Annotated in this window: 19 protein-coding genes, 1 tRNA gene and 1 pseudogene; 13 read left to right on the plus strand and 8 right to left on the minus strand. The window is 67.4% G+C overall.

Annotation, left to right across the window (positions count from 1 at the left end; all coding sequences use genetic code 11):
- Positions 1 to 146: 146 nt before the first annotated feature.
- Genes ACFRAH_RS02075 through ACFRAH_RS02090 form a run of 4 tightly spaced genes read right to left on the minus strand, consistent with a single transcriptional unit; the run spans position 147 to position 3141 of the window.
- Complete coding sequence (locus ACFRAH_RS02075) at positions 147 to 884, minus strand: hypothetical protein (RefSeq protein ID WP_377989255.1); 738 nt, start codon at positions 882 to 884, stop codon at positions 147 to 149.
- On the minus strand, positions 881 to 1606 hold the full coding sequence (locus ACFRAH_RS02080) for a hypothetical protein (RefSeq protein ID WP_377989256.1): 726 nt from the start codon (positions 1604 to 1606) through the stop codon (positions 881 to 883). The genes ACFRAH_RS02075 and ACFRAH_RS02080 overlap by 4 nt, the downstream gene beginning before the upstream one ends.
- A gap of 51 nt (positions 1607 to 1657) precedes the next feature.
- Positions 1658 to 2392, minus strand: a complete 735-nt coding sequence (locus ACFRAH_RS02085) for a hypothetical protein (RefSeq protein WP_377989257.1) — start codon at positions 2390 to 2392, stop codon at positions 1658 to 1660.
- Positions 2389 to 3141, minus strand: coding sequence for a hypothetical protein (locus ACFRAH_RS02090; protein WP_377989258.1), 753 nt, complete (start codon positions 3139 to 3141; stop codon positions 2389 to 2391). The genes ACFRAH_RS02085 and ACFRAH_RS02090 overlap by 4 nt, the downstream gene beginning before the upstream one ends.
- A gap of 195 nt (positions 3142 to 3336) precedes the next feature.
- On the opposite strand from ACFRAH_RS02090, the gene ACFRAH_RS02095 reads away from it, so the two are divergent.
- Both ACFRAH_RS02095 and ACFRAH_RS02100 read left to right on the plus strand, forming a co-directional pair.
- Positions 3337 to 5001, plus strand: a complete 1665-nt coding sequence (locus tag ACFRAH_RS02095; RefSeq protein ID WP_377989259.1) for an ABC-F family ATP-binding cassette domain-containing protein — start codon at positions 3337 to 3339, stop codon at positions 4999 to 5001.
- Positions 4998 to 6911, plus strand: coding sequence for an ABC transporter ATP-binding protein (locus tag ACFRAH_RS02100; protein WP_377989260.1), 1914 nt, complete (start codon positions 4998 to 5000; stop codon positions 6909 to 6911). The genes ACFRAH_RS02095 and ACFRAH_RS02100 overlap by 4 nt, the downstream gene beginning before the upstream one ends.
- Positions 6912 to 6971: 60 nt before the next feature.
- Here the strand turns inward: ACFRAH_RS02100 and ACFRAH_RS02105 are convergent, their stop codons facing one another.
- The 3 genes from ACFRAH_RS02105 to ACFRAH_RS02115 all read right to left on the minus strand — a co-directional run bounded on the left by ACFRAH_RS02105 (position 6972) and on the right by ACFRAH_RS02115 (position 7992).
- Positions 6972 to 7382 (minus strand): NUDIX domain-containing protein, encoded by a 411-nt coding sequence (locus ACFRAH_RS02105; RefSeq protein ID WP_377989261.1) that lies wholly within the window; start codon positions 7380 to 7382, stop codon positions 6972 to 6974.
- A complete protein-coding gene (locus tag ACFRAH_RS02110) occupies positions 7379 to 7918 on the minus strand; it encodes a DUF6314 family protein (protein ID WP_377989262.1) in 540 nt (179 codons plus the stop codon). Before ACFRAH_RS02110 ends, ACFRAH_RS02105 begins: the two co-directional genes overlap by 4 nt.
- Before the next feature lies 1 nt (position 7919).
- Positions 7920 to 7992: transfer RNA gene (locus ACFRAH_RS02115), tRNA-Arg, on the minus strand.
- An 88-nt stretch (positions 7993 to 8080) separates the two neighbouring features.
- Between ACFRAH_RS02115 and ACFRAH_RS02120 the strand changes: the two genes are divergently transcribed.
- Positions 8081 to 8866 carry a hypothetical protein gene (locus tag ACFRAH_RS02120; RefSeq protein WP_377989263.1) on the plus strand — a complete coding sequence of 262 codons (786 nt, stop codon included), beginning with the start codon at positions 8081 to 8083 and terminating at the stop codon, positions 8864 to 8866.
- Here the strand turns inward: ACFRAH_RS02120 and ACFRAH_RS02125 are convergent.
- A complete protein-coding gene (locus ACFRAH_RS02125; RefSeq protein ID WP_377989264.1) occupies positions 8863 to 9489 on the minus strand; it encodes a hypothetical protein in 627 nt (208 codons plus the stop codon). The two genes, ACFRAH_RS02120 and ACFRAH_RS02125, sit on opposite strands and share 4 nt — an antisense overlap.
- A 71-nt stretch (positions 9490 to 9560) precedes the next feature.
- On the opposite strand from ACFRAH_RS02125, the gene ACFRAH_RS02130 reads away from it, so the two are divergent.
- The 10 genes and pseudogenes from ACFRAH_RS02130 to iolD all read left to right on the plus strand — a co-directional run bounded on the left by ACFRAH_RS02130 (position 9561) and on the right by iolD (position 21302).
- Complete coding sequence (locus ACFRAH_RS02130) at positions 9561 to 10409, plus strand: inositol monophosphatase family protein (protein ID WP_377989265.1); 849 nt, start codon at positions 9561 to 9563, stop codon at positions 10407 to 10409.
- A 95-nt stretch (positions 10410 to 10504) separates the two neighbouring features.
- A complete protein-coding gene (pcrA, locus tag ACFRAH_RS02135; RefSeq protein WP_377989506.1) occupies positions 10505 to 13027 on the plus strand; it encodes a DNA helicase PcrA in 2523 nt (840 codons plus the stop codon).
- 2 nt (positions 13028 to 13029) lie between these two features.
- Positions 13030 to 13755, plus strand: coding sequence for a hypothetical protein (locus ACFRAH_RS02140; RefSeq protein ID WP_377989266.1), 726 nt, complete (start codon positions 13030 to 13032; stop codon positions 13753 to 13755).
- 224 nt (positions 13756 to 13979) lie between these two features.
- Positions 13980 to 15146, plus strand: a complete 1167-nt coding sequence (sucC, locus tag ACFRAH_RS02145; protein ID WP_377989267.1) for an ADP-forming succinate--CoA ligase subunit beta — start codon at positions 13980 to 13982, stop codon at positions 15144 to 15146.
- 27 nt (positions 15147 to 15173) lie between these two features.
- Positions 15174 to 16076, plus strand: a complete 903-nt coding sequence (gene sucD / locus ACFRAH_RS02150; RefSeq protein ID WP_377989268.1) for a succinate--CoA ligase subunit alpha — start codon at positions 15174 to 15176, stop codon at positions 16074 to 16076.
- 143 nt (positions 16077 to 16219) lie between these two features.
- Positions 16220 to 16693 carry an SRPBCC family protein gene (locus ACFRAH_RS02155; RefSeq protein ID WP_377989269.1) on the plus strand — a complete coding sequence of 158 codons (474 nt, stop codon included), beginning with the start codon at positions 16220 to 16222 and terminating at the stop codon, positions 16691 to 16693.
- Between the two features lie 186 nt (positions 16694 to 16879).
- Positions 16880 to 17146, plus strand: a pseudogene (locus tag ACFRAH_RS02160) (tautomerase family protein); the annotation flags it as partial.
- A 235-nt stretch (positions 17147 to 17381) separates the two neighbouring features.
- A complete protein-coding gene (gene iolC, locus ACFRAH_RS02165) occupies positions 17382 to 18401 on the plus strand; it encodes a 5-dehydro-2-deoxygluconokinase (protein ID WP_377989270.1) in 1020 nt (339 codons plus the stop codon).
- The gene (locus ACFRAH_RS02170) at positions 18398 to 19348 is read left to right on the plus strand and encodes a deoxyribose-phosphate aldolase (protein ID WP_377989271.1); all 951 of its coding nucleotides are present in this window, start codon (positions 18398 to 18400) and stop codon (positions 19346 to 19348) included. Before iolC ends, ACFRAH_RS02170 begins: the two co-directional genes overlap by 4 nt.
- A gap of 4 nt (positions 19349 to 19352) precedes the next feature.
- Positions 19353 to 21302 (plus strand): 3D-(3,5/4)-trihydroxycyclohexane-1,2-dione acylhydrolase (decyclizing), encoded by a 1950-nt coding sequence (gene iolD / locus ACFRAH_RS02175; RefSeq protein ID WP_377989272.1) that lies wholly within the window; start codon positions 19353 to 19355, stop codon positions 21300 to 21302.
- Positions 21303 to 21321: the final 19 nt, after the last annotated feature.

Below are 21321 nucleotides of genomic sequence, written 5' to 3' on the forward strand. Positions count from 1 at the left end.
TGAGTGGGGGCGGTCCCCAACGGCCGCCACCACTCATCCCCCCAATGTGCGATCCGGCAGGCGCCACAGCTGGTAAGCCAGGCAGCAACTGCTTTCACACATTCATGATTCTCTCACGGTCTAATGATTTTGTGAATCCCGGTTGGCTACCCTCCGGTAGATGACGTCCCGTGACTCCTGCGTTTCCCGGCGTTGACGCGCGCCAGCCACACCATGACCAGGCCGGAGGTGTAGAAAACCACCGCGCCGTTGTTCACTGCCGGCGCCACCGGGAGGAGCTGCGGAGGCGCGAACTCAAGGCAGAGTCCGGCAACGGTTGCCACGGCACCGGCCGCCATCAGAGCCGCCCCGGTCCTGACCAGCCTGGGCAGGTGTTCCCTGACGCTGCGGAGCAGTGCAGGCAGCAGTGCAAGGGAAACGTACGCCAGGTAGCCCCTTGCCGCGGCCCAGTAAAACGGCTGCAGGGCGGCGTTCCGGGCGCTGGCGGCGCCGGCGTCCCTAAAGCGGACCGATGAGGCGGAAGGCTCCATCAGAAGGAAGATGGCCACCAGGGCCACCGAGAAAACCGCAAGCATCACCATCCCGGGGCGCCCGGCGATCATGCGGTGGGCGTCGGGGGCGCCGAACCCCTTCGTGACCCGGACCGCAATGAGGTAGATGGTGGCGAAGACAACCAGGCGCAGCAGGACGTGGGCAATGTTGATGCCGCCGAGGGCGCCGTCCATGGCCACATAGAACTGCCCGATGCTCAGGACGGCCGCGGCCGTCGCCAACAGGAAAATGTAGAACAGGGCGGGGTTGACGCCGCGCAGGGTGCTCGGGATCCTGGCCAGCGCGGCACCCGCGCACACCACCAGCGTTATCCAGGGGAGAATCTCGCTCAAACCAGGTTCTCCCAGATTCTTTCCGTCTGTTCCTGGTCCTGCTCCTGGCGCCGCAGGGTTTTGCCGAGTGCCTGCAGGCGTTCCCCGGCGAGGGCTGCCAGGTCGCCGTCGCTGAGCCTGTCCAGCGCCGCCTGCCGTGCTCCGGGCGGCCAGCCGGCTTCGGTTTCGGTCACCAGGCCGGTGGCCACCAGTCCGCCTGCCAGTCCGACGCCGGCGGCGCGGGAGGTGGCGACGGCCAGTTCCGGGGCGAGCCGGTTGGCGCTCAGCTGTGCTGAGTAGTTCTGGGGGGCGACGCCGGTGGCGGCGGAGACGCGGTGGCGGAGTTCGCCGTCGTCGATAGCGTCCACCCAGTTCTTCACGGAGGTGGCGTGCGGCGGCGGGCTGAGCTCCGGGCCGCCGGCGGGGCCTTCGGGTGCGGTGCGGCCAATGACTGCCCGCAGCAGGTCGACGGTGGCGATTTGGCTTACCAGTTCCTTGTCGGTGGGGAAGGTGCTGGAGCCCGCAAGGTCGCTGTAGGGCTCAAAAGTGGCCAGTGCAGCAACCGGATTGACGTTGTAGGCCCGGCTGATGCTCACGACTGTAGTCTCGGCGACCTTGCCCCGGACCAGTTGCTGGGCGAGGGTGGTGCGTTTGACCCCGGAGACCCTGCAAATATCGGCTGTGCTGGTATCCGGTGCCACGCCACTAAGCCAGCGCTGGAATGCTTTGGCGGGGAGGGGCATGAAACGCTCTCTGCTGAACGATTGTTTGACTCATAGTAGCGGCGTCCGGTATTACCGGCGCCCGGGGGACAGCGGTCCGCCCTTCCGGCCGGCCCGGCCGGAGGCCACCCAGATGAGTGCCAGGCCGCCGACGAAGCAAAGGATGGCCGTGTAGTTGATGACGAATCGCAGGAACCCAAGCGCCGACGGGATGACCGGGAAAAGCAACGAAAGGGGGATCGCGATGCTGCCCAGCGCCAGCAGCGCCGCGCTTACCCGGAGCAGGGCGGGCAGCGAGCTCCTGACGGCCCGCAGCATCCCCGGCAGGATCGCCAGGCACACGTAGGCCGGGTAGGCGCGGCCGGCGGCGGCGTAGTACTCGAGCAGCACCGCATTTTGCCCGCTCCTGGCTTCGAGCCCGCTCATCCCCACGGCCGAACCTGCGGTGTCCATGAAGGCAAAGCACACCAGCATTACGACGGAAATCAAGGCCAGCACAGACGTGCCGATGCTTCCCCTGATCAGCTGGATTCCGCGGCTGTCGCCAAATCCGGCCGCAATCCGAAGGGCAAGGAAAAAGATGGCTCCGAAGATGATGAACCGCAGCAGGAGGTTCGCAAGGTTGGTGCCGCCAAGCACGGCATCGATCGCCAGGTAGGGACCGCGGATGCTTAGCAGGATGGCCAGCGTCAGGAGCGCCAAAGCGTAGAAGATTGACCGGTTCTTCCGGCGGACCAGGTTCGGGATCCGGCTTAGCGTCGCAGCCCCGGCCGCCACCAGGGTGGTCCACTGCAGGATTTCAATCATCCGAGGTTCTCCCAGATCTGTTCGGTTTGTCGTTGGTCGTGTTCCTGCCGCCGCAGGGTCTTGCCGAGTGCCTGGAGGCGGTCGCCGGCCAGGGTGGCCAGTTGGCCGTCGGTCAGGCTGTCCAGGGCTGCTTTCCGGGCGTCCGGTGGCCAGCCGGCTTCGGCTTCGGTGACCAGCCCGGCGGCCACGAGTCCGCCTGCCAGTCCGACGCCGGCGGCGCGGGAGGTGGCGACGGCCAGTTCCGGGGCGAGCCGGTTGGCGCTCAGCTGTGCTGAGTAGTTTTGGGGAGCGACGCCGGTGGCGGCTGAGACGCGGTGGCGGAGTTCGCCGTCGTCGATGGCGTCCACCCAGTTCTTCACTGAGGTGGCGTGCGGCGGCGGGCTGAGCTCGGGCGGTCCTGTGCCTTTGCCCTTGCCCGCGGCACCGGCTCCGGCGTCCTCCTCGGTGCGCGCAATAATGGCGTGCAGCAGGTCGGCGGTGGCAATCTGGCTGACCAGTTCCTGCAGCGTCGGCGGGATCGGCGGTTGTTCCAGGTCCCGGTAGGGCTCGAAGAAGCCCAGCGCTGACACCGGATTGATGTTGTAGGCCCGGCTGATCCCCACCACTGTTGCCTCAGCCACCTTGCCGCGGACCAGCTGCTGGGCCAGGGTGGTGCGCTTGACCCCAGAAGCCCTGGCCACATCAGCAACGCTGGCGTCCGGCGCGACGCCGTGCAGCCAGCGCTGGAAGGCCTTGGCGGGTAGGGGCATGGAACGCTCTCTGCTGGCGGGCGGGGCGGTGCGAAGGGGCGGCCCGCCGGCCTCGATTTTACGTAGCGCGCCGCTTCAACTATGCTAAGTGGTCGAACCCGCTGGTCCGTACACCCCCCAAGTCCGGACCAGCGGGTTCTTTCATGCCCGCCTGAATTTTCGGGCGAAAACGGGCAGCGGTGAGAGGATGGATTGATGACTGCAACCCTTGTTGCGAAGGACCTTTCGGGCGGTCATGATCACCGCACCCTCTTCTCCGGGCTGTCCCTCACGGTGGCTCCCGGGGACGTTGTTGGCGTGGTCGGCGCCAACGGTGCAGGAAAGTCCACGCTGCTGCGGCTCCTCGCCGGGGTGGACCAGGCACAGGACGGCACCGTCAGCCTCGCCCCGGCCGACGCCTTTGTGGGCTGGCTTCCGCAGGAACACGAACGGATTTCCGGCGAGACGGTCGCCGCGTACGTCGCGCGCCGCACCGGCTGCGCGAAAGCCACCGCTGAAATGGAATCCACCGCCGAAGCCCTGGGCTCGGGGGCGCCCGGCGCCGACGATGCCTACTCGATAGCCTTTGACCGCTGGATGGCCTCCGGCGCCGCGGACCTGGACGAGCGCATAGCGCCCGTCCTCGCGGACCTGGGCCTGGAGGTCGGCCCCGACGCAGAAATGACCGGGCTCTCCGGCGGCCAGGCCGCACGGGTGGCGCTCGCCGCCCTGCTGCTGAGCCGTTTCGACGTCGTGCTCCTGGACGAGCCCACAAACGACCTTGACCTGGACGGCCTGGCCAAGCTGGAAGCCTTCGTGCAGGGCCTGCGCGGCGGCGTGGTGCTGGTCTCCCACGACCGCGAATTCCTCGCCCGCTGCGTGACCTCCATCGTGGAACTGGACCTCGCCCAGAACTCAGTGGCCGTATACGACGGCGGCTACGAGTCCTTCCTGGAGGAACGCGCCGTCGCCCGCCGGCACGCCCGTGAACGGTACGAGGAATTCGCCGCCACCAAGGCGGACCTCGTCTCCCGCGCCCGCACCCAGCGGGAATGGAGCTCGCAGGGTGTCCGGAACGCCATGCGGAAAAGCCCTGACAACGACAAGATCCGCCGTGCCGCCAGCACCGAGTCATCGGAGAAGCAGGCGCAGAAGGTCCGGCAGATGGAATCGCGCATCGCCCGCCTGGACGTGGTGGAAGAACCGCGCAAGGAATGGCAGCTGCAGTTCAGCATTGGCCAGGCGCCCCGGTCCAGCTCTGTGGTGGCGACGCTGCGCGACGCCGTGGTCCGGCGGGGCGGGTTCACGCTGGGGCCGGTGAACCTGCAGCTCAACGCCGGCGAGCGGATCGGCATCACCGGGCCCAACGGCGCGGGTAAATCGACGCTGCTCCGGCTGCTGCTGGGAACCCAGGAACCTGACTCCGGCGCCGCTTCCCGCGGTGTGTCCGTGGCAGTCGGCGAGATCGACCAGGCCCGCGGGCTCCTGGCCGGACACCTGAAACTGGCGGACGCCGTCGAATCCGTCCTGGCCGACTACACGTCCGCCGAGGTCCGCACCCTGCTGGCGAAATTCGGCCTCAAGGCGGACCACACTCTGCGCACCGTCGACTCGCTGTCGCCGGGGGAGCGGACCCGCGCTGCCCTGGCCCTGCTGCAGGCGCGCGGCGTGAACCTGCTGGTCCTGGATGAGCCCACCAACCACCTGGACCTCCCGGCAATCGAGCAGCTTGAGGAAGCACTGGAAAGCTATGACGGCGCCCTGCTGCTGGTCACCCACGACCGGCGGCTGCTGGAAAACGTCCGCCTGGACGTGCGCTGGAACGTGGACAACGGCGTCGTCACCGAACTGGCGGCAGGCAAGATGGAGCAGAAGAAATGAGCATGGACGGCGTCGCCTGGCGCTCCCTTTACAACATCACCCGGGCCAAGAGCGGCTCCCGGCCCTTCTCCAAGGAGACCCTGAAGCGCGTCATGGGCTTCGCCCGTCCGCACCAGGGAAGGCTGATCGCGTTCGTGGCCGTCTCCGTGGCCATGGCCTTCCTGGCGGTTGCCACGCCGGTGCTGGCCGGCCAGGTGGTCAACACGATCGTGGCGCGCGCGGACGCCGGCGAGGTGATCCGGCTGGCGGCACTCATCGCCGGCGTGGCGGTGGCGGAAGCAGCCCTGGGCATGGTGAGCCGCTGGCTGTCCTCCACCATCGGCGAGGGCGTCATCGTGGACCTCCGCACCAAGGTGTTCGACCACGTCCAGAGGATGCCCATCGCATTCTTCACGCGCACCCGCACCGGTGCCCTGGTCAGCCGCCTGAACAACGACGTCATCGGTGCGCAGTCCGCGTTCGCCGGAACCCTGTCCGGCGTGGTCAGCAACGTGGTGGCCCTCATCCTCACCCTGGCGGTGATGCTGAACACCTCCTGGCTGGTCACCGTGCTGGCCATGATCCTGCTGCCGATCTTCCTCATCCCGGCCCGGCGGATGGGCTCCCGGCTGGCAGACCTGCGGCGCGAGGCGGCAGAGCACAACGCCGCCATGGGCACCCAGATGACCGAGCGGTTCTCAGCACCCGGTGCCACGCTGGTTAAGCTCTTCGGACGGCCCGACGAGGAGTCCCGCGAGTTCGCGCTCCGCGCCGGCCGGGTCCGCGACATCGGCGTGCGGACGGCCATGCTGCAGTTCACCTTCGTGACGGCGCTGACGCTCGTCTCCGCGCTGGCCCTCGCCCTGGTCTACGGACTGGGCGGCTGGCTGGCCATCGGCGGCCAGCTCGCTCCGGGCGACGTCGTGGTGCTGGCGCTGCTGCTCACCCGCCTCTACGCGCCGCTGACCGCGCTGTCCAACGCCCGCGTGGAGATCATGAGCGCCCTGGTCAGCTTTGAGCGGGTCTTCGAAATCCTGGATCTCGATCCCCTCATTAAGGAAAAGCCCGGTGCGCTGGAAGTCCCGCCGGGTCCCGTGGCCGTGGAGTTCGACGACGTCCGCTTCGCCTACCCCTCCGCGGACAAGGTCTCGCTGGCCTCGCTGGAGGAGGTGTCCACGCTGGACACGCGCGGCGGCGAGGAGGTGCTGCACGGCATCAGCTTCCGGGTGGAGCCGGGGCAAACCGTTGCCCTCGTGGGCTCCTCCGGTGCCGGCAAATCCACCGTGGCCCAACTGCTGTCACGGCTGTACGACGTCGATTCCGGCGCCGTCCGCCTCGGCGGCCACGGACCGGCCTCCGGCCTGGACGTGCGCGAGCTGACCTTCGATTCCATCCGCGCCACGCTCGGCATGGTCACCCAGGACGGGCACCTGTTCCACGAAACCATCGCCTCCAACCTCAGGCTGGCCCGCCCCGAGGCCACCGATGAGGACATGTGGGCGGTGCTGCGCCAGGCCCGGCTTGAGGCCATGATCCGTTCGCTTCCCGACGGCCTCGAAACCGTGGTGGGGGAGCGCGGCTACCGGCTCTCCGGCGGGGAACGGCAGCGGCTCACCATCGCCCGGCTGCTGATCGCCCAGCCGCGCGTGGTCATCCTCGACGAAGCCACGGCAGCGCTGGACTCCACGAACGAAGCCGCCGTGCAGGCGGCACTGGGCGCGGCGCTGGAAGGCCGTACCGCCGTCGTGATTGCCCACCGGCTCTCGACGATCCGGGCCGCCGACGCCATCCTGGTGGTGGAGGACGGCCACATCGTGGAGCGCGGGACGCATACGGAGCTGCTGGCGGCGGACGGCCGCTACGCGGAGCTGTACCGGACCCAGTTCGCCGAGGCCGCGGCCGTGGCGGAGGAAGCTGTCCCGGAGTACTGAGCTGCTGACCCGTCGAGGCGTGAGGTTTCGTCGTTTAGCCCGGCGCTAAGCGACGGGATCTCACGCTTCGGCGTCAGATTCGGCCAGGGCCGGAAGGATGTGGTCCGTGAGCAGCGGCGCCAGGTCGCCCGGCCATGCCGCGGCGAGGTCCAGCCACCGGATCTCGGCGATCTCGGCGGACGGGTGGGCCACCCAGGTGCCCGGTGCCGTGAACACGGTGGCTTCGATTTCCGTGGCTGCCTCGTTGGCGGCGTCCGCCAGCCACACGCCCATGAGGGTCAGGTCGCGGGGATCGACAATGATGCCGACCTCCTCCTGCAGCTCCCGCGCGGCGGCCTGCACCGCAGTCTCGCCGGGCTCGGGCTTGCCGCCGGGATGCATGAACTTGTCCGTGCCGCGCTTGCGGACGGTCAGGAGCCGTCCCGCGGCATCGTAGACACACACGGCGGAGACAATGATGCGCGGATTCACGCCTTCGAGCCTAGCCCGTCCGCGGCCGCCGCCGTGACGGGCAGCCTCCGCAGCACGGATTCCAGCAGCAGGTCCTTGCGCGGGCCGGTGACATCCCAGACATAGCTGAATTCGTTGTCGCCGTAGCGGACGTATGTGACCCGGTAGGTGTCCGGATCGCACCAGTGCCGGTCCTGGCTGGCTTCCGGCGCGAAGCTCATCCGGTGGAAAGGCCGCCCGTCGGGGAACAGCATGTCCAGGGCGTCCGGCGTGTCAGCGGGCCTGAGCAGATAGTCGCGGGTGGCGGGTCCGGTAAAGGTTTCGCCGTCCCCGGCAGGCCAGATCACGGTCCCCTCCTCATGGAAGCGGAGGCCGCCGTCGCCGTCGGGGGAAAAAATTACGACGCCGGTAAAGGTGCCGCGGGTGCCCGCGGCCCGGTCCAGCATGGTCCGTTCCACGGACCACCGCCCTGCCCGGGCAACGCCGGGGGATGAGGGGTCCGCCGGCGTTGCGCCCAGCAGATAGTCGCGGAGGCCGGACGGGTGCTGCAGATTCAAGTGCCCTCGATTGGAATCGAACCAACGACACCGGCTTTAGGAGAGCCGTGCTCTATCCACTGAGCTACGAGGGCGGGCGCCCGCCGCGGCCGGCGCTGTGGACCGGCCTCTTCGGGCACGCCTATAAGCATACAAGGTGACGGCGCGTACTACGCTCTTGGCATGGCCGCCGCAGCTCAGGTTCCCGCCTTTCGGGCAACGTTCCTGCCAGACACAGCCTCCACCCGGCAGTACATCGGGGCGTGGGCAGTGCTCAGCGTCGTTCAGTATTTCGTGGCGGAGGCCGCGGTCATCGGCGCCTGGGCCGGGCCGGACCCCTACAGCCGGCGGACCGGCCTGATCAGCGACCTGGGTGCGGTCACGTGCGGCCTCTACAACGGCCGCAGCATCTGTTCGCCGCTGCACGTGCTGATGAATATGTCCTTCGTGGTGCAGGGCCTGGGAATGCTCCTGGGCGCGCTGCTGCTGAGCTCGGCGCTGCTGCGGGTGGCCGCACGGGCCGGCGTCCGGGTGGCGGCAAGCCACTCAGGGGAAGTGCCCTGGTACACGGCGGTGGCGGCGCGGATCCTGACCGGGACCGCCGGCACCGGCACCATTGTCGTGGGACTGGTCCCGGAGGACCTGGAGTCGGGCTGGCATTACGCCGGCGCCGTGATGTACTTCATCGCCGGTTCGCTGGCGCTGCTGCTGCTCGGCTCGCTGTGGCTCCGGCAGTCGCCGCTGGGCTGGTTTGTCCTGGCCGCCGGCGGAGTGTCGGCGGCCGCACTCGTCACGGCGGCCGTCACCGGGTTGGACGTCCCCGAGCCCGGAACACTGGAGCGGCTGATGGGCTATCCCATCACCATCGGCCTCGCAGCCGCCGGCCTCGTCATCGCCCAGCGCGTCCGGCAGGAACGGCAGGTCCGAAAGGTTCTGGCAGCCCGGGCCCAGGCGGCCCGGGGCGCCTAGTCCTTCTTCGAGGACCGGCGTCCCAGGAACACGGCGGCACCGCCGGCGAGCAGGCTCGCCACGAACAGCACCCAGCCGGCCACTGTGAGGCCCGATGCCAAGGCGACCTGGCCGGCGTCGAGGTTTACCGCGGCGATCATGGAATCAATGCTCACGTTGCCCCACAGCCGGACCACCACGAACAGCAGCGGCAGCGCCCACAGCGCCCAGCGCAGCCCCTTCCGGGCCACGTTGGTGCCGATCAGCAGCAGCCAGGTGAAGGCGAAGATCAGCGGAAACAGGGTGCCCGCCGTCTTGTGGACGTAGTTGAGCTGGCCGCGGGCGTCCCCGTCCAGGGCGCGGCGGAGCTGTTCGATGTAGTTCGTGTCGAAGCCGCCCACCAGGGAATCGGGCATGGCCAGCCCGCCGGAGAGCTGGGTGAGCTGGTTCAGCGTGAGCAGGTGGACGTACCAGAACAGGAACAGGCTGGCCACCACGCCGGCGATGACAATCAGGTTGGCGTTGTTCTGTGCCTTAGCGGGCGTGCGGTTGGCGCCGGGGTTGATCACCGGCGGCAGGTGGTGCTGGGGAACTGCGGCCTTCGCGCCGTGCTTCTTGATCCGCTGTGCAGGTGTTTTGGCCATGCGTCCATTATCGCCCGCTGCGAACCACCTCTGCTGTGCAGGGCGTGCCCGGCGCCGATAGGGTGGGAACCGTGACGGAACTGGGCAGACACAAACTGGGCAAACACAGCGCCACCAACCTGAGCCCCGAGCTCGATGACTATGAGCTGGCCGCCGAACTGGTCCGCGAGGCCGGGCAGCTGGCACTGCTTATGCGGCAGGGTGGCCTGGAGGGCCAGCGCAAGACTTCGGTCTCCGACGTCGTCACCGCCGCGGACCATGCGGCCGAAGCGTATGTCCTTGAGCAGCTGCAGCGCTGCCGCCCCGACGACGGCGTCCTGGGTGAGGAAGGCGCCGCGGTGCACGGCAGCAGCGGACGGACCTGGGTCATCGATCCGGTGGACGGCACGTACAACTTCCTGCAGGGCTCCACGTACTGGTGCTCGGCCATCGCCCTCAAGGACGAGTCCGATGTGCTCCTCGGCGCCATTTTCCAGCCCGAGGAGGACAAGCTCTGGATCGGCGGCAAGCAGCGCGCCACCACCCTCAACGGCGACCCCGTCACCACCTTCAGGGAGGACGGAACCAACCGCAACGCCGCAGACATCTCCCACCTCGGCGCCGCCACCTACATCCACCCGCGCTGGCTCGCCGACCCGATGTGCGCCATGCCGTGGCACGCCGCCGCCACCTCGGCCGCGACGCTTCGGATGCTCGGGTCCGGCTCCTGTGACCTGGGGCGCGTCGCCGACGGGCAGCTTGGCTGCTGGTTCCAGCACAGCTGCCCCGAATGGGACTGGCTTCCCGGGAAAGCGATCGTGACGGCCGCCGGCGGTATGGCCGGCAGCGTCCACGTCAACGGCCTGGAATGGTTCATGGCGGGAGGTACGACGGCGGTGCACCAGTTGCGTGCCGCCCTCGAGTCCGGCTCGGTCGACTAAGTTTTCGGCCTGCCGGATCGGCGCGGCGCGCCGGGTTATCCACAGGGCGGATTCGAGTGTCAGCCCCACCGCCTAGACTTGTAGTCACCATGGATATGTTGTTTGACCCGTACGCTGACGGTCCGTTCAAGGCTGGTTCCCACGCCGGTGCCATCACCAAGTCGCGCCCTGAAACCGGGCTGATGACGCCCGCGTTCGGCGGCGGCCCGGCTGAATCCGCAGGTCACGCGGCAGGTGGACAGTCGGCTGGCCAGGCAGACGAGCGCGCCCGGCACCAGCTCCCTGACGCCGGGGCGCTGCTGGCGGGCCTGAACCCGCAGCAGGAAGAAGCGGTCAAACATGCCGGCAGCGCGCTGCTGATCGTGGCGGGAGCAGGCTCGGGTAAAACCCGTGTCCTCAGTAACCGGATCGCCTACCTGATCGCCACCAAGCGGGCCCACCACGGCGAGATCCTGGCCATCACCTTCACCAACAAGGCCGCCGCGGAGATGCGTGAGCGCATCGAGGCCCTCGTGGGCGGGCGGGCCAAAGCGATGTGGATCTCCACGTTCCACTCGTCCTGCGTCCGGATCCTGCGCCGCGAGGCCGCCAACGTCGGCCTGAAATCCAACTTCTCCATCTATGACTCCGCCGATTCGCTGCGGCTGATCACGCTGGTGGCCAAGAACCTGGATCTGGACCCCAAGAAGTTCGCCCCCAAGGCCATCCAGCACAAGATTTCCGCGCTCAAGAACGAACTGATCGACGCCGATTCCTTCGCCTCCGCTGCCAACCACAGTGAACCGTTCGAAAGCGCCGTGGCGGATGTCTTCAAGGGGTACACACAGCGCCTGCGCCAGGCCAATGCCATGGACTTTGATGACCTGATCGCCGAGACCGTCTACATGTTCCGGGCCTTCCCGGCGCTCGCCGATTCCTACCGGCGCCGGTTCCGGCACGTCCTGGTGGACGAATACCAGGACACCAACCACGCACAGTACGCCCTGGTCCGCGAGATCGTCGGCGAGGGGCCGGGATCGGCGGAGCTGACCGTCGTCGGCGACTCGGACCAGTCGATCTACGCCTTCCGCGGCGCGGACATCCGCAACATCGTGGAGTTCGAGAAGGACTATCCGGACGCCCACACCATCAAGCTGGAGCAGAATTACCGCTCCACCCAGAACATCCTGAGCGCGGCCAACTCGGTCATCTCCCGGAACCCCAACCGCCCCGAGAAGAGGCTGTGGACCGCGGAGGGCGAAGGCCACAAGATCATCGGCTACGTGGGCGAGAATGAGCACGACGAAGCCCAGTTCATCGCCAAGGAAATCGACCGCCTCCAGGACGAGGACAACCTCCGTCCCGGCGACGTCGCCATCTTCTACCGCACCAACGCGCAGTCGCGTTCCATTGAGGACGTCCTGGTGCGCGTGGGCCTGCCGTACAAGGTGGTGGGCGGCACCCGGTTCTACGAGCGCAAGGAAATCAAGGACGCCCTGGCGTACCTGCGCGTGCTGGTCAATGCGGACGACGACGTCAATCTCCGCCGCGTCCTCAACGAACCCAAGCGCGGCATCGGGGACCGGGCCGAGGGTGCCGTGGCGGCCCTGGCCGAGCGGGAACGTATCTCCTTCATCGCTGCTGCCCGCCGCGCGGACCAGGCGCCCGGCATGGCCACCCGCTCGGTGAATGCGGTGCTCGGCTTCGTGAAGCTCATGGACGACCTCGCCGAGGTGGCCGCAGGCTCCGGCGCAGCTGCCGCGCTCGAGGCCGTGCTGGAACAGACCGGCTACCTCGCCACGCTGCGCTCCAGCACCGACCCGCAGGACGAGTCGCGGGTGGAAAACCTCGCCGAGCTTGTCGCCGTCGTGCGTGAATACGAGCAGGAGAACCCCGAAGGCTCCCTCGAGGCCTTCCTGGAACAGGTCTCCCTCGTGGCCGATGCCGACCAGATCCCGGACGCGCCGGGCGCGGACATCGATGCCGCGGTGGCCGAGGCCAAGCGGCTGGGCGTGGTCACGCTCATGACGCTGCATACGGCCAAGGGCCTGGAATTCCCCGTGGTGTTCCTCACCGGCATGGAGCACGGGCTGTTCCCGCACCAGCGCTCCGCCACGGACCCCAAGGAGCTGGCCGAAGAACGCCGGCTGGCCTATGTGGGACTGACCCGCGCCCGGAAGCGGCTCTACGTCACGCGTTCCGAGGTCCGCAGCATGTGGGGGCAGAGCCAATACAACCCGGCCAGCCAGTTCCTGGAGGAAATTCCTTCCGAACTTGTCGAATGGAAGCGTGAGGGCACCAGCCGGCAGGTCGGCGGCTGGGGGAGCGGGGCCTCCATCGGGTCGGGCCGCTACAGCGGATCGTTCTGGGGCGCCGGATCGGCCCGCGGCAACCGTGCCGATTCCTCCGCGGGCTTCAACGCCGACGTCCCTGCCGCCGTCGCGAAAAACCGGGTGCAGCCGCAAAAGGAAGTCATTGCGGTCAGCGTGGGGGACAAGGTCAACCACACCAGCTTCGGCAACGGCACCGTGCTCGCCGTCGAGGGCGCCGGGGACAAGACCGTTGCGAAGGTGAAGTTCGACGTCGGTGAGAAGCGGCTGCTGCTCCGGTACGCGCCGCTGACCAAGATCGACGCCTGAGCGTGCCGGTGCGGCGCCTGGAGCGCGTTGCCGCCGCCCTGACCCTGGTGTCCGCGGCGGCGGTGTTCGGAATGGCCGTGGCCGGCTGCTCCGTGACCGTGGCGGATCCCGCGTACACCCCGCCGCCGCCGCTGCCGGCCCTCGAGCAGCTGAAACAGGCGCCGCTCACTGACGCCGCCGCGTTCGCCGCGGGGGAGGACGTGCTGGCGTTCGTCACCGCCGACCGGAACGTGGTGTGTGCACTGACCTCAGCCCGCGGGCCGCACCTGAACCTGCCGTACGAAGCCAACAACTTCGGCGATCCTGACAACGCGAAACTGGCAACCGTGCCCGTGGCCTCCTGCGAGCTCGCGGTGTATCCCGCTCCGGCGGCCGCGGACGTCAGCGACGACTGCTCCGGGACCGGTCTCGGCTACCTGGGCGGCGCGGCACTCCTGACGCCCGACCGTGCCCGGTACGGGGAATGCCGGTCCGGGCTCACACAGATGGAAGCCGAATACGGGCCCAAGGGCACGCCCGGCGGGCCCGTCTCCACGCTGCCGGTGCTGCCCGACGGCGGCAACCTCGAAAGGAACGGTTTGCGCTGCTCCGCCTACCGCTCGGGGGTGGCTTGCGGCAACGTCTCAGCCGGCGTCGGCTTCTTTATCAGCCGCGATCATTACGAACTTATCCCCGGGAAGGGCAAAAACGCCCAAACGGCGGCCGCCAAGGCCCCAAAAACCCCGTAATCCCGCGGTTTTTCTACGGTCCATAGAATAGTGTCCTTACTCACAGAACAGGTAGTCTGGAACGGGCTGGTCCCTCCGAAGGACTAAAGTTCCCACTGGAGCATTACGCCGCGTGGCTCGTTTCCGGACCTGCCGCAGGGCGCGTAAATTCCGCAGCCCGGTCCGCACCTTTGGGTGTTGTCCGGCTGTACAGAAACTACTTCGACGTAGAAGGACACTAAACCGTGGACCTGTTTGAATATCAGGCGCGCGATATGTTCGAAGCGCACGGTGTACCCGTGCTCGCCGGCATCGTGGCGCACACCCCTGAAGAAGCAAAGGCAGCTGCCGAGAACATCGGCGGCGTAACTGTCGTCAAGGCACAGGTTAAGGTCGGTGGCCGCGGCAAGGCCGGCGGCGTCAAGGTCGCCAAGTCCGCCGATGAGGCGCTTGAGCACGCCACCAACATCCTGGGCATGGACATCAAGGGCCACACCGTCAACAAGGTGATGATCGCCCAGGGTGCGGATATCGCCGAGGAATACTACTTCTCCGTCCTGCTGGACCGGGCCAACCGCAACTACCTGGCCATGTGCTCGGTTGAAGGCGGCATGGAGATCGAGCAGCTCGCCGTTGAGCGGCCCGAGGCTCTGGCCAAGGTTGCCATCGACCCCGCCGTGGGCATCGACCAGGCCAAGGCCGACGAAATCGTCGCCGCCGCCGGCTTCGCTGAAGAACTGCGCGGCAAAGTCGCCGGCGTCATTCTGAAGCTCTGGGACGTCTTCAAGAAGGAAGACGCCACCCTCGTGGAGGTCAACCCGCTGGTCAAGACCGGCGCCGGCGACATCGTCGCCCTCGACGGCAAGGTCTCCCTCGACGAGAACGCCGACTTCCGCCACGTGCACCACGCCGAGCTGGAGGACAAGGACGCCGCGGACCCGCTCGAGGCCAAGGCCAAGGCGCAGGACCTGAACTACGTCAAGCTGGACGGTGAAGTGGGCATCATCGGTAACGGCGCAGGCCTCGTCATGTCCACCCTGGACGTCGTCGCCTACGCCGGCGAGAACCACGGCAACGTCAAGCCCGCCAACTTCCTGGACATCGGCGGCGGAGCCTCCGCCGAGGTCATGGCCGCAGGCCTGGACGTCATCCTGGGTGACGAGCAGGTCAAGTCCGTGTTCGTCAACGTCTTCGGCGGCATCACCGCCTGTGACGCCGTGGCCAAGGGCATCGTCGGCGCACTTGCCGAGCTCGGTTCCTCCGCCAACAAGCCGCTGGTTGTCCGCCTCGACGGCAACAACGTGGACGAAGGCCGCCGCATCCTGACCGAGGCCAACCACCCGCTGGTGACCCTGGCAGCAACCATGGACGAGGGCGCCGACAAGGCCGCCGAGCTCGCCAACTCGAAATAAGCACCGAGAAGTAAGGCGACTTAACTCATGTCTATCTACCTGAACAAGGATTCCAAGGTCATCGTCCAGGGCATCACCGGCGGCGAAGGCACCAAGCACACCGCCCTGATGCTCAAGGCCGGCACCAACATCGTCGGCGGCGTGAACGCCCGCAAGGCCGGCACGACCGTGCTGCACGGCGACAAGGAAATCACCGTTTTCGGCACCGTCAAGGAAGCCATCGCGGAGACCGGCGCGGACGTCTCGATCGTCTTCGTGCCGCCGGCATTCACCAAGTCCGCCGTGGTCGAAGCCATCGAAGCCGGCATTGGCCTCGTGGTTGTCATCACCGAAGGCGTGCCGGTTCAGGACTCAGCAGAGTTCTGGGCCCTGGCACAGGCCACGGTCGACGCCGACGGCAACCAGGTCACCCGCATCATCGGACCGAACTGCCCCGGCATCATCACCCCGGGCGAGGCCCTCGTGGGCATCACCCCGGCGAACATCACCGGCAAGGGCCCCATCGGCCTGGTGTCCAAGTCCGGCACGCTGACCTACCAGATGATGTACGAACTGCGCGACCTCGGCTTCTCCACGGCCATCGGCATCGGCGGTGACCCGATCATCGGTACCACCCACATCGACGCCCTGGCCGCGTTCGAGGCTGACCCCGAAACCAAGGCCATCGTGATGATCGGCGAAATCGGCGGCGACGCCGAAGAGCGGGCCGCCGACTTCATCAAGGCCAACGTCACCAAGCCGGTCGTCGGCTACGTGGCCGGCTTCACGGCTCCGGAAGGCAAGACCATGGGCCACGCAGGCGCCATCGTCTCCGGCTCCGCCGGTACCGCCCAGGCCAAGAAGGAAGCCCTCGAGGCTGCCGGCGTGAAGGTCGGCAAAACGCCGTCCGAGACCGCCAAGCTGCTGCGCGAGGTCTTCGCAGCCCTCTAGGCCCGTTTCAGCTAACGCGGGGTCACTCCCAGCCCAATCCACCCCCCCCGGATTGGGCGCAGAGTGACCCCGCGTTGCTGTTTAACTGTTGCCTTCTGGCGGTTTGAGGTCTACCGTTTGGCTCCAGCCAGGAAGGACCGATCATGAGCAACGCACTCAAATTCACAGCCCCGGACGGCGTCCCCTTCATTGACTGGCAGCGGGAGTTCGACTTTCCGGTGGGCGAGGTGTTCCGCGCCCACAAGGAGCCCGGGCTGGTGGCGCAGTGGCTCGGCCCGCATGGCACCAATGTCGACATCGACCACTACGACTTCCGTTCCGGCGGAAGCTACCTGTACAACCACGCCGGCGCCGATGGCGGGACCCACGCGGCCAATGGCATTTTCCACACCGTCCGGGAGAATGAGTTCGCCGTCCAGACGTTCGAGTTCAGCGGATACCCGGACGTTGTCCTGATCGAATTCACCAACTTCGAGGACCTCGGCGGCGGCCGCTGCCGGCTCCGCGGCCACCTGGTGTGTCCCACCGTGGAAGCCCGCGACGGGATGGCCCAGCCGGACATGGAAAGCGGCATGCGCGACGGCTACGAGCGGCTCGAGGCGCTGCTCGCCAAGTAGGGCCACAGCCCAACGTATCTATTTCCCAACTTCCTCGTCCGACGGCGGCCGGTGACCTTCCCCTCGAAGGTCACCGGCCGCCGTCGGGCTTTAATGCGAACGCCCTGGTTGGGCAGCGCACGGGACGGGTCTTGCGCACATTCTACGGTTTGATAGTATGTCAGGACAAACTATCAAAGGAGCAATATGCCGCTCGTACGAATCGACGTCCACTCGGGGCGCAGCCGGGAAGAACTCAATGTCCTCAGCCGGGGAGTCCATGACGCCATCCTGGCTCAGTATGGCATTCCCGAGCGCGACTACTTCCACATCGTCACGGAACATGCCCCGGGCCAGATCGTGGCCCAGGATGCCGGCCTTGGCTTTGAGCGCACGCGCGACGTCATCATGATCCAGATCTTCACGCAGGGCGGGCGGAGCCAGGAGGCGAAGCAGAGCCTTTTCGCGGCCGTCCCGAAGAAGTAGGGCGGGAAAGCGCCTCGGCCGGGCGGTGTTTTGACGTTGCGGAACGCCCCGCTTCGGGCCGAGTTCTGCTTGTTGTAAATATGTCAGTACAAACCTTTGACAGGACAAAAATTCTAGGGCACAGTAGTCCTTGTGGCCCCGCTCACGGGGCCACGGAACGCCGGAGCCTTGGCCGTTCAACTGCTTAGAGGTTGAGATCCAAAAAGAAAGGTCCACGATCACCGTGACCCACGAACTGCTTACGATCGGGCGCATCAGCGTTGATATATACCCGAACGACATCGGGGTAGGTCTGGAGGATGTGACCTCCTTCGGCAAGTACCTTGGCGGCTCCCCGTCCAACGTTGCTGTTGCCGCGGCCCGCCATGGCCGCCGCACGGGCGTCATCACCCGCACCGGCGATGACCCGTTCGGTACGTACCTGCACCGCGAACTGGAGAAGTTCGGCGTGGACGATTCCTTCGTTTCTCCGGTCCAGGGCCTGCAGACCCCGGCCACGTTCTGCGCCATCATGCCCGAGACGCATGAGTTCCCGCTGTACTTTTACGGCCGGTTCCCCACGGCACCGGACCTGCAGATCAAGGCCGACGAGCTGGACACCGACGCGATCCGGGATGCGCAGATCTTCTGGTCCACGGTGACGGGTTTGTGCCAGGAGCCGTCCCGCAGCGCGCACATTGCAGCGCACGAGGCACGGCCCCGCACCGGACTGAAGGACGGCCAATACACGATCCTGGACCTGGACTACCGGCCGATGTTCTGGGCCTCGGAGGAGGAAGCCCGGGAGCAGGTGGCCCGGATCCTGCCGCACGTCACGGTAGCGATCGGCAACGACCAGGAATGCTCCGTGGCTGTAGGCCCTGGCACCCCGGATGAGCAGGCCGACAGGCTGCTGGCTGCCGGAGTGGAGATCGCCGTCGTGAAGCTCGGCCCCGAAGGTGTGATGGCCAAGACCCGCACCGAGCGCGTGGTTTCCGCGCCGGTCCCCGTCGAGACGGTCAATGGCCTGGGTGCCGGCGATTCCTTCGGTGGTGCTTTTGTGCACGGGCTGCTCTCGGGCTGGCCGCTGGCCCAGGTCCTGGATTACGCGAATGCCGCCGGTGCGATTGTCGCGTCCCGGCTGTCCTGTGCTGATGCGATGCCGACGCCGGCCGAGGTCACCTCGCTGCTGTCCGAACGCGGCCGCCTGGTTCCCGCCCATGCTGTCCCCACCATTTCTGTTCCCGAAGGAGCGGCCCTGTGAGCTTGAACCCCGGCACCGCAACCCTCGCGGTGGATGACAACCCCCGCCGCTACGAGCACCTGAGCACCATCCGGCTCGAGGACCCGTCAGCTGTGGCACGCGCCGCGAAGGCCCGCCGCCGCCACCCCGGCCTGAAGTACGGCCGGCAGAACTTCATCGTCGCAGCCGACCACCCGGCCCGCGGTGCCCTCGCGGTCGGCTCCGATCCAGTGGCGATGGCGGACCGCCGCCAGCTGCTGGACCGTTTGCAGATTGCGCTGGCCAACCCTGCCGTTGACGGCGTCCTGGCCTCCCCGGACATCATGGATGACCTGCTGCTCCTGGGCGCGCTGGAGGGCAAGCTGGTGTTCGGGTCGATGAACCGCGGCGGCCTCGCCGGGCTGGTCAACGAGTTCGACGACCGGTTCACGGGCCACACCGCCGCCGCCCTGGAAGAACTGGGCGCGGACGGCGGCAAGATGCTGACGCGCATCTGCCTGGGCGATCCTGACACCGTGGTGACTCTGGAGGCGACCGCGAAGGCGATCGATTCCCTGGCGGAGCGGAAGCTCATCGCGATGGTGGAGCCCTTCCTGTCCGTGCGGGAGAACGGCCGGGTCCGCAACGACCTGTCCACGGACGCCGTGATCAAGTCGATCGGCATCGCCGAGGGCCTGGGCTCCACCAGCGCCTATACCTGGATGAAGCTGCCGGTGGTGGCGGAGATGGAACGCGTCATGGCCGCGACCACCATGCCCACCGTGCTGCTGGGCGGGGACCCGGCAGGCACCCAGGACGAAGTCTTCGCAAGTTGGGGGGCCGCCCTCGCCCTGCCCGGCGTTCAGGGCCTGACCGTCGGACGGACCCTGCTCTACCCGGCCGACGGCGATGTTGCCGGGGCTGTTGCCGCGGCCGCCTCGCTCCTCCACCACACCACCTCAGCCCTCACCGCGGAAGTATCGGAGTAAGACGATGGGAACTGGAACCCGCCGGATGACCGTGGCGCAGGCCGTGGTCGAGTATCTTTCCAAGCAGTACACCGTCGATTCCATCAATGGGGTGGAGTTTCGTGAGCGGCTGATCCCGGGCACGTTCGGTATTTTCGGTCACGGCAACGTGGCCGGGGTGGGGCAGGCCCTGAAGCAGTACCAGCAGCTCGATCCGCGGATCATGCCGTACTACCAGGGCCGGAACGAGCAGGCCCAGGTGCACCAGGCCGTCGGCTACGCCCGGCACACCCGCCGCCGCCAGACCTACGCGGTCAGCACCTCGATCGGACCGGGGTCCTCGAACCTGCTCACCGGCGCCGCGCTGGCCACGACGAACCGCCTGCCGGTCCTGCTGCTGCCGTCGGACACGTTCGCGACGCGTGCCGCTGATCCGGTGCTGCAGCAGCTCGAACAGCCCTACGCCTACGACCTGACCGTCAATGACGCGTTCCGGCCGTTGTCGAAGTTCTTCGACCGGGTCACCCGCCCGGAGCAGCTGTTCTCCGCGTTCCACCACGGCCTGCGCGTCCTGACCGACCCGGCGGAAACCGGTGCGGTGACCGTCTCGCTGCCGCAGGACGTCCAGGCCGAAGCCTTCGACGTCCCGGAGGAGTTCCTGGCTGAGCGGGAGTGGCGGATCCGCCGCCCCGAGGCCGACGACGCGGACATCGCCCGCGCCGCCGCAGCGATCCGGGCCGCGAAGCGTCCGCTGATCATCGCCGGCGGTGGCGTCCTGTACGCCTACGCCAACGAGGAACTCTCCAAGTTCGCCGAGCTGACCGGAATCCCGGTCGGCAACACCCAGGCCGGCGTCGGCGTCCTGCCCTGGGACCACAAGCACTCCCTGGGCGCTATCGGTTCCACGGGCACGACGGCGGCCAACGCGATCGCTGCCGAAGCGGACCTGATCATCGGCATCGGCACCCGCTACGAGGACTTCACCACCGCCTCCCGCACCGCGTTCCAGAACCCGGACGTGAAGTTCATCAACATCAACGTCGCGGCCATTGATGCGTACAAGCACGGCACCTCGCTGCCGATCGTGGCCGATGCCCGCAAGGCCCTGGTCAAGCTGAACCAGGCCCTGGGCGGCTACCGCGTCGGCGCCGACCTCGAACAAATGATCGCCACCGAAAAGCAGCGCTGGGACGCGACCGTGGACGAGGCCTTCGACACCCGATATACGCCGCTGCCGGCGCAGAACGAAATCATCGGCGCGACCAACCGGGCTATGGACGCCCAGGACGTGGTGATCTGCGCCGCCGGGTCCCTCCCCGGTGACCTGCACAAGATGTGGCGGGTCCGCGACCCGTTCGGCTACCACGTCGAATACGCCTACTCCTGCATGGGCTACGAAATCCCCGGCGGGCTCGGGGTCAAGCGCGCAGCGATCGCTGAAGCCAAGGCCGGCGGTGCCAAGCGCGACGTCGTCGTGATGGTGGGGGACGGCTCCTACCTGATGATGCACACCGAACTGGTCACCGCCGTCGCCGAACGGATCAAACTGATCGTGGTCCTGATCCAGAACCACGGCTACGCCTCCATCGGCTCGCTCTCCGAATCCCTCGGCTCCCAGCGCTTCGGCACCCAGTACCGGGCCCTGGACGAGGAACACCACTCCTTCGACGACGGCGACCGGCTCCCGGTGGACCTGGCCCTGAACGCCGAATCCCTCGGCGTAAAGGTCATCCGTATCGAACCCGGCGAGAAGGCCATCGCCGAACTCGAACAGGCCATCCGCGACGCCAAGGCCGCCCCCGAAAACGGCGGCCCGATCGTGATCCACGTCGAATCCGACCCGCTCCTGGACGCCCCGTCCTCCGAGTCCTGGTGGGACGTTCCCGTCTCCGCCGTTTCCGAACTGGACTCCACCCAGCAGGCGTACCAGACCTACACCGACCACAAGAACCGCCAGCGCAAGCTGCTCGGCTAACCTTCCCCACAGACCAAGG

Origin of the sequence: Arthrobacter sp. NPDC056727, from assembly GCF_042790555.1 — a bacterium.
Classification (GTDB): domain Bacteria; phylum Actinomycetota; class Actinomycetes; order Actinomycetales; family Micrococcaceae; genus Arthrobacter.

Coding starts and splice junctions, on each gene's coding strand:
- ACFRAH_RS02085 (WP_377989257.1), bottom strand. CDS start 2,392: ATGATTGAAATCCTGCAGTGGACCACCCTGGTGGCGGCCGGGGCTGCG.
- ACFRAH_RS02090 (WP_377989258.1), bottom strand. CDS start 3,141: ATGCCCCTACCCGCCAAGGCCTTCCAGCGCTGGCTGCACGGCGTCGCG.
- ACFRAH_RS02125 (WP_377989264.1), bottom strand. CDS start 9,489: ATGGCCAAAACACCTGCACAGCGGATCAAGAAGCACGGCGCGAAGGCC.
- ACFRAH_RS02080 (WP_377989256.1), bottom strand. CDS start 1,606: ATGCCCCTCCCCGCCAAAGCATTCCAGCGCTGGCTTAGTGGCGTGGCA.
- ACFRAH_RS02095 (WP_377989259.1), top strand. CDS start 3,337: ATGACTGCAACCCTTGTTGCGAAGGACCTTTCGGGCGGTCATGATCAC.
- iolD (WP_377989272.1), top strand. CDS start 19,353: ATGGGAACTGGAACCCGCCGGATGACCGTGGCGCAGGCCGTGGTCGAG.
- ACFRAH_RS02100 (WP_377989260.1), top strand. CDS start 4,998: ATGAGCATGGACGGCGTCGCCTGGCGCTCCCTTTACAACATCACCCGG.
- ACFRAH_RS02155 (WP_377989269.1), top strand. CDS start 16,220: ATGAGCAACGCACTCAAATTCACAGCCCCGGACGGCGTCCCCTTCATT.
- ACFRAH_RS02120 (WP_377989263.1), top strand. CDS start 8,081: ATGGCCGCCGCAGCTCAGGTTCCCGCCTTTCGGGCAACGTTCCTGCCA.
- sucD (WP_377989268.1), top strand. CDS start 15,174: ATGTCTATCTACCTGAACAAGGATTCCAAGGTCATCGTCCAGGGCATC.
- pcrA (WP_377989506.1), top strand. CDS start 10,505: ATGTTGTTTGACCCGTACGCTGACGGTCCGTTCAAGGCTGGTTCCCAC.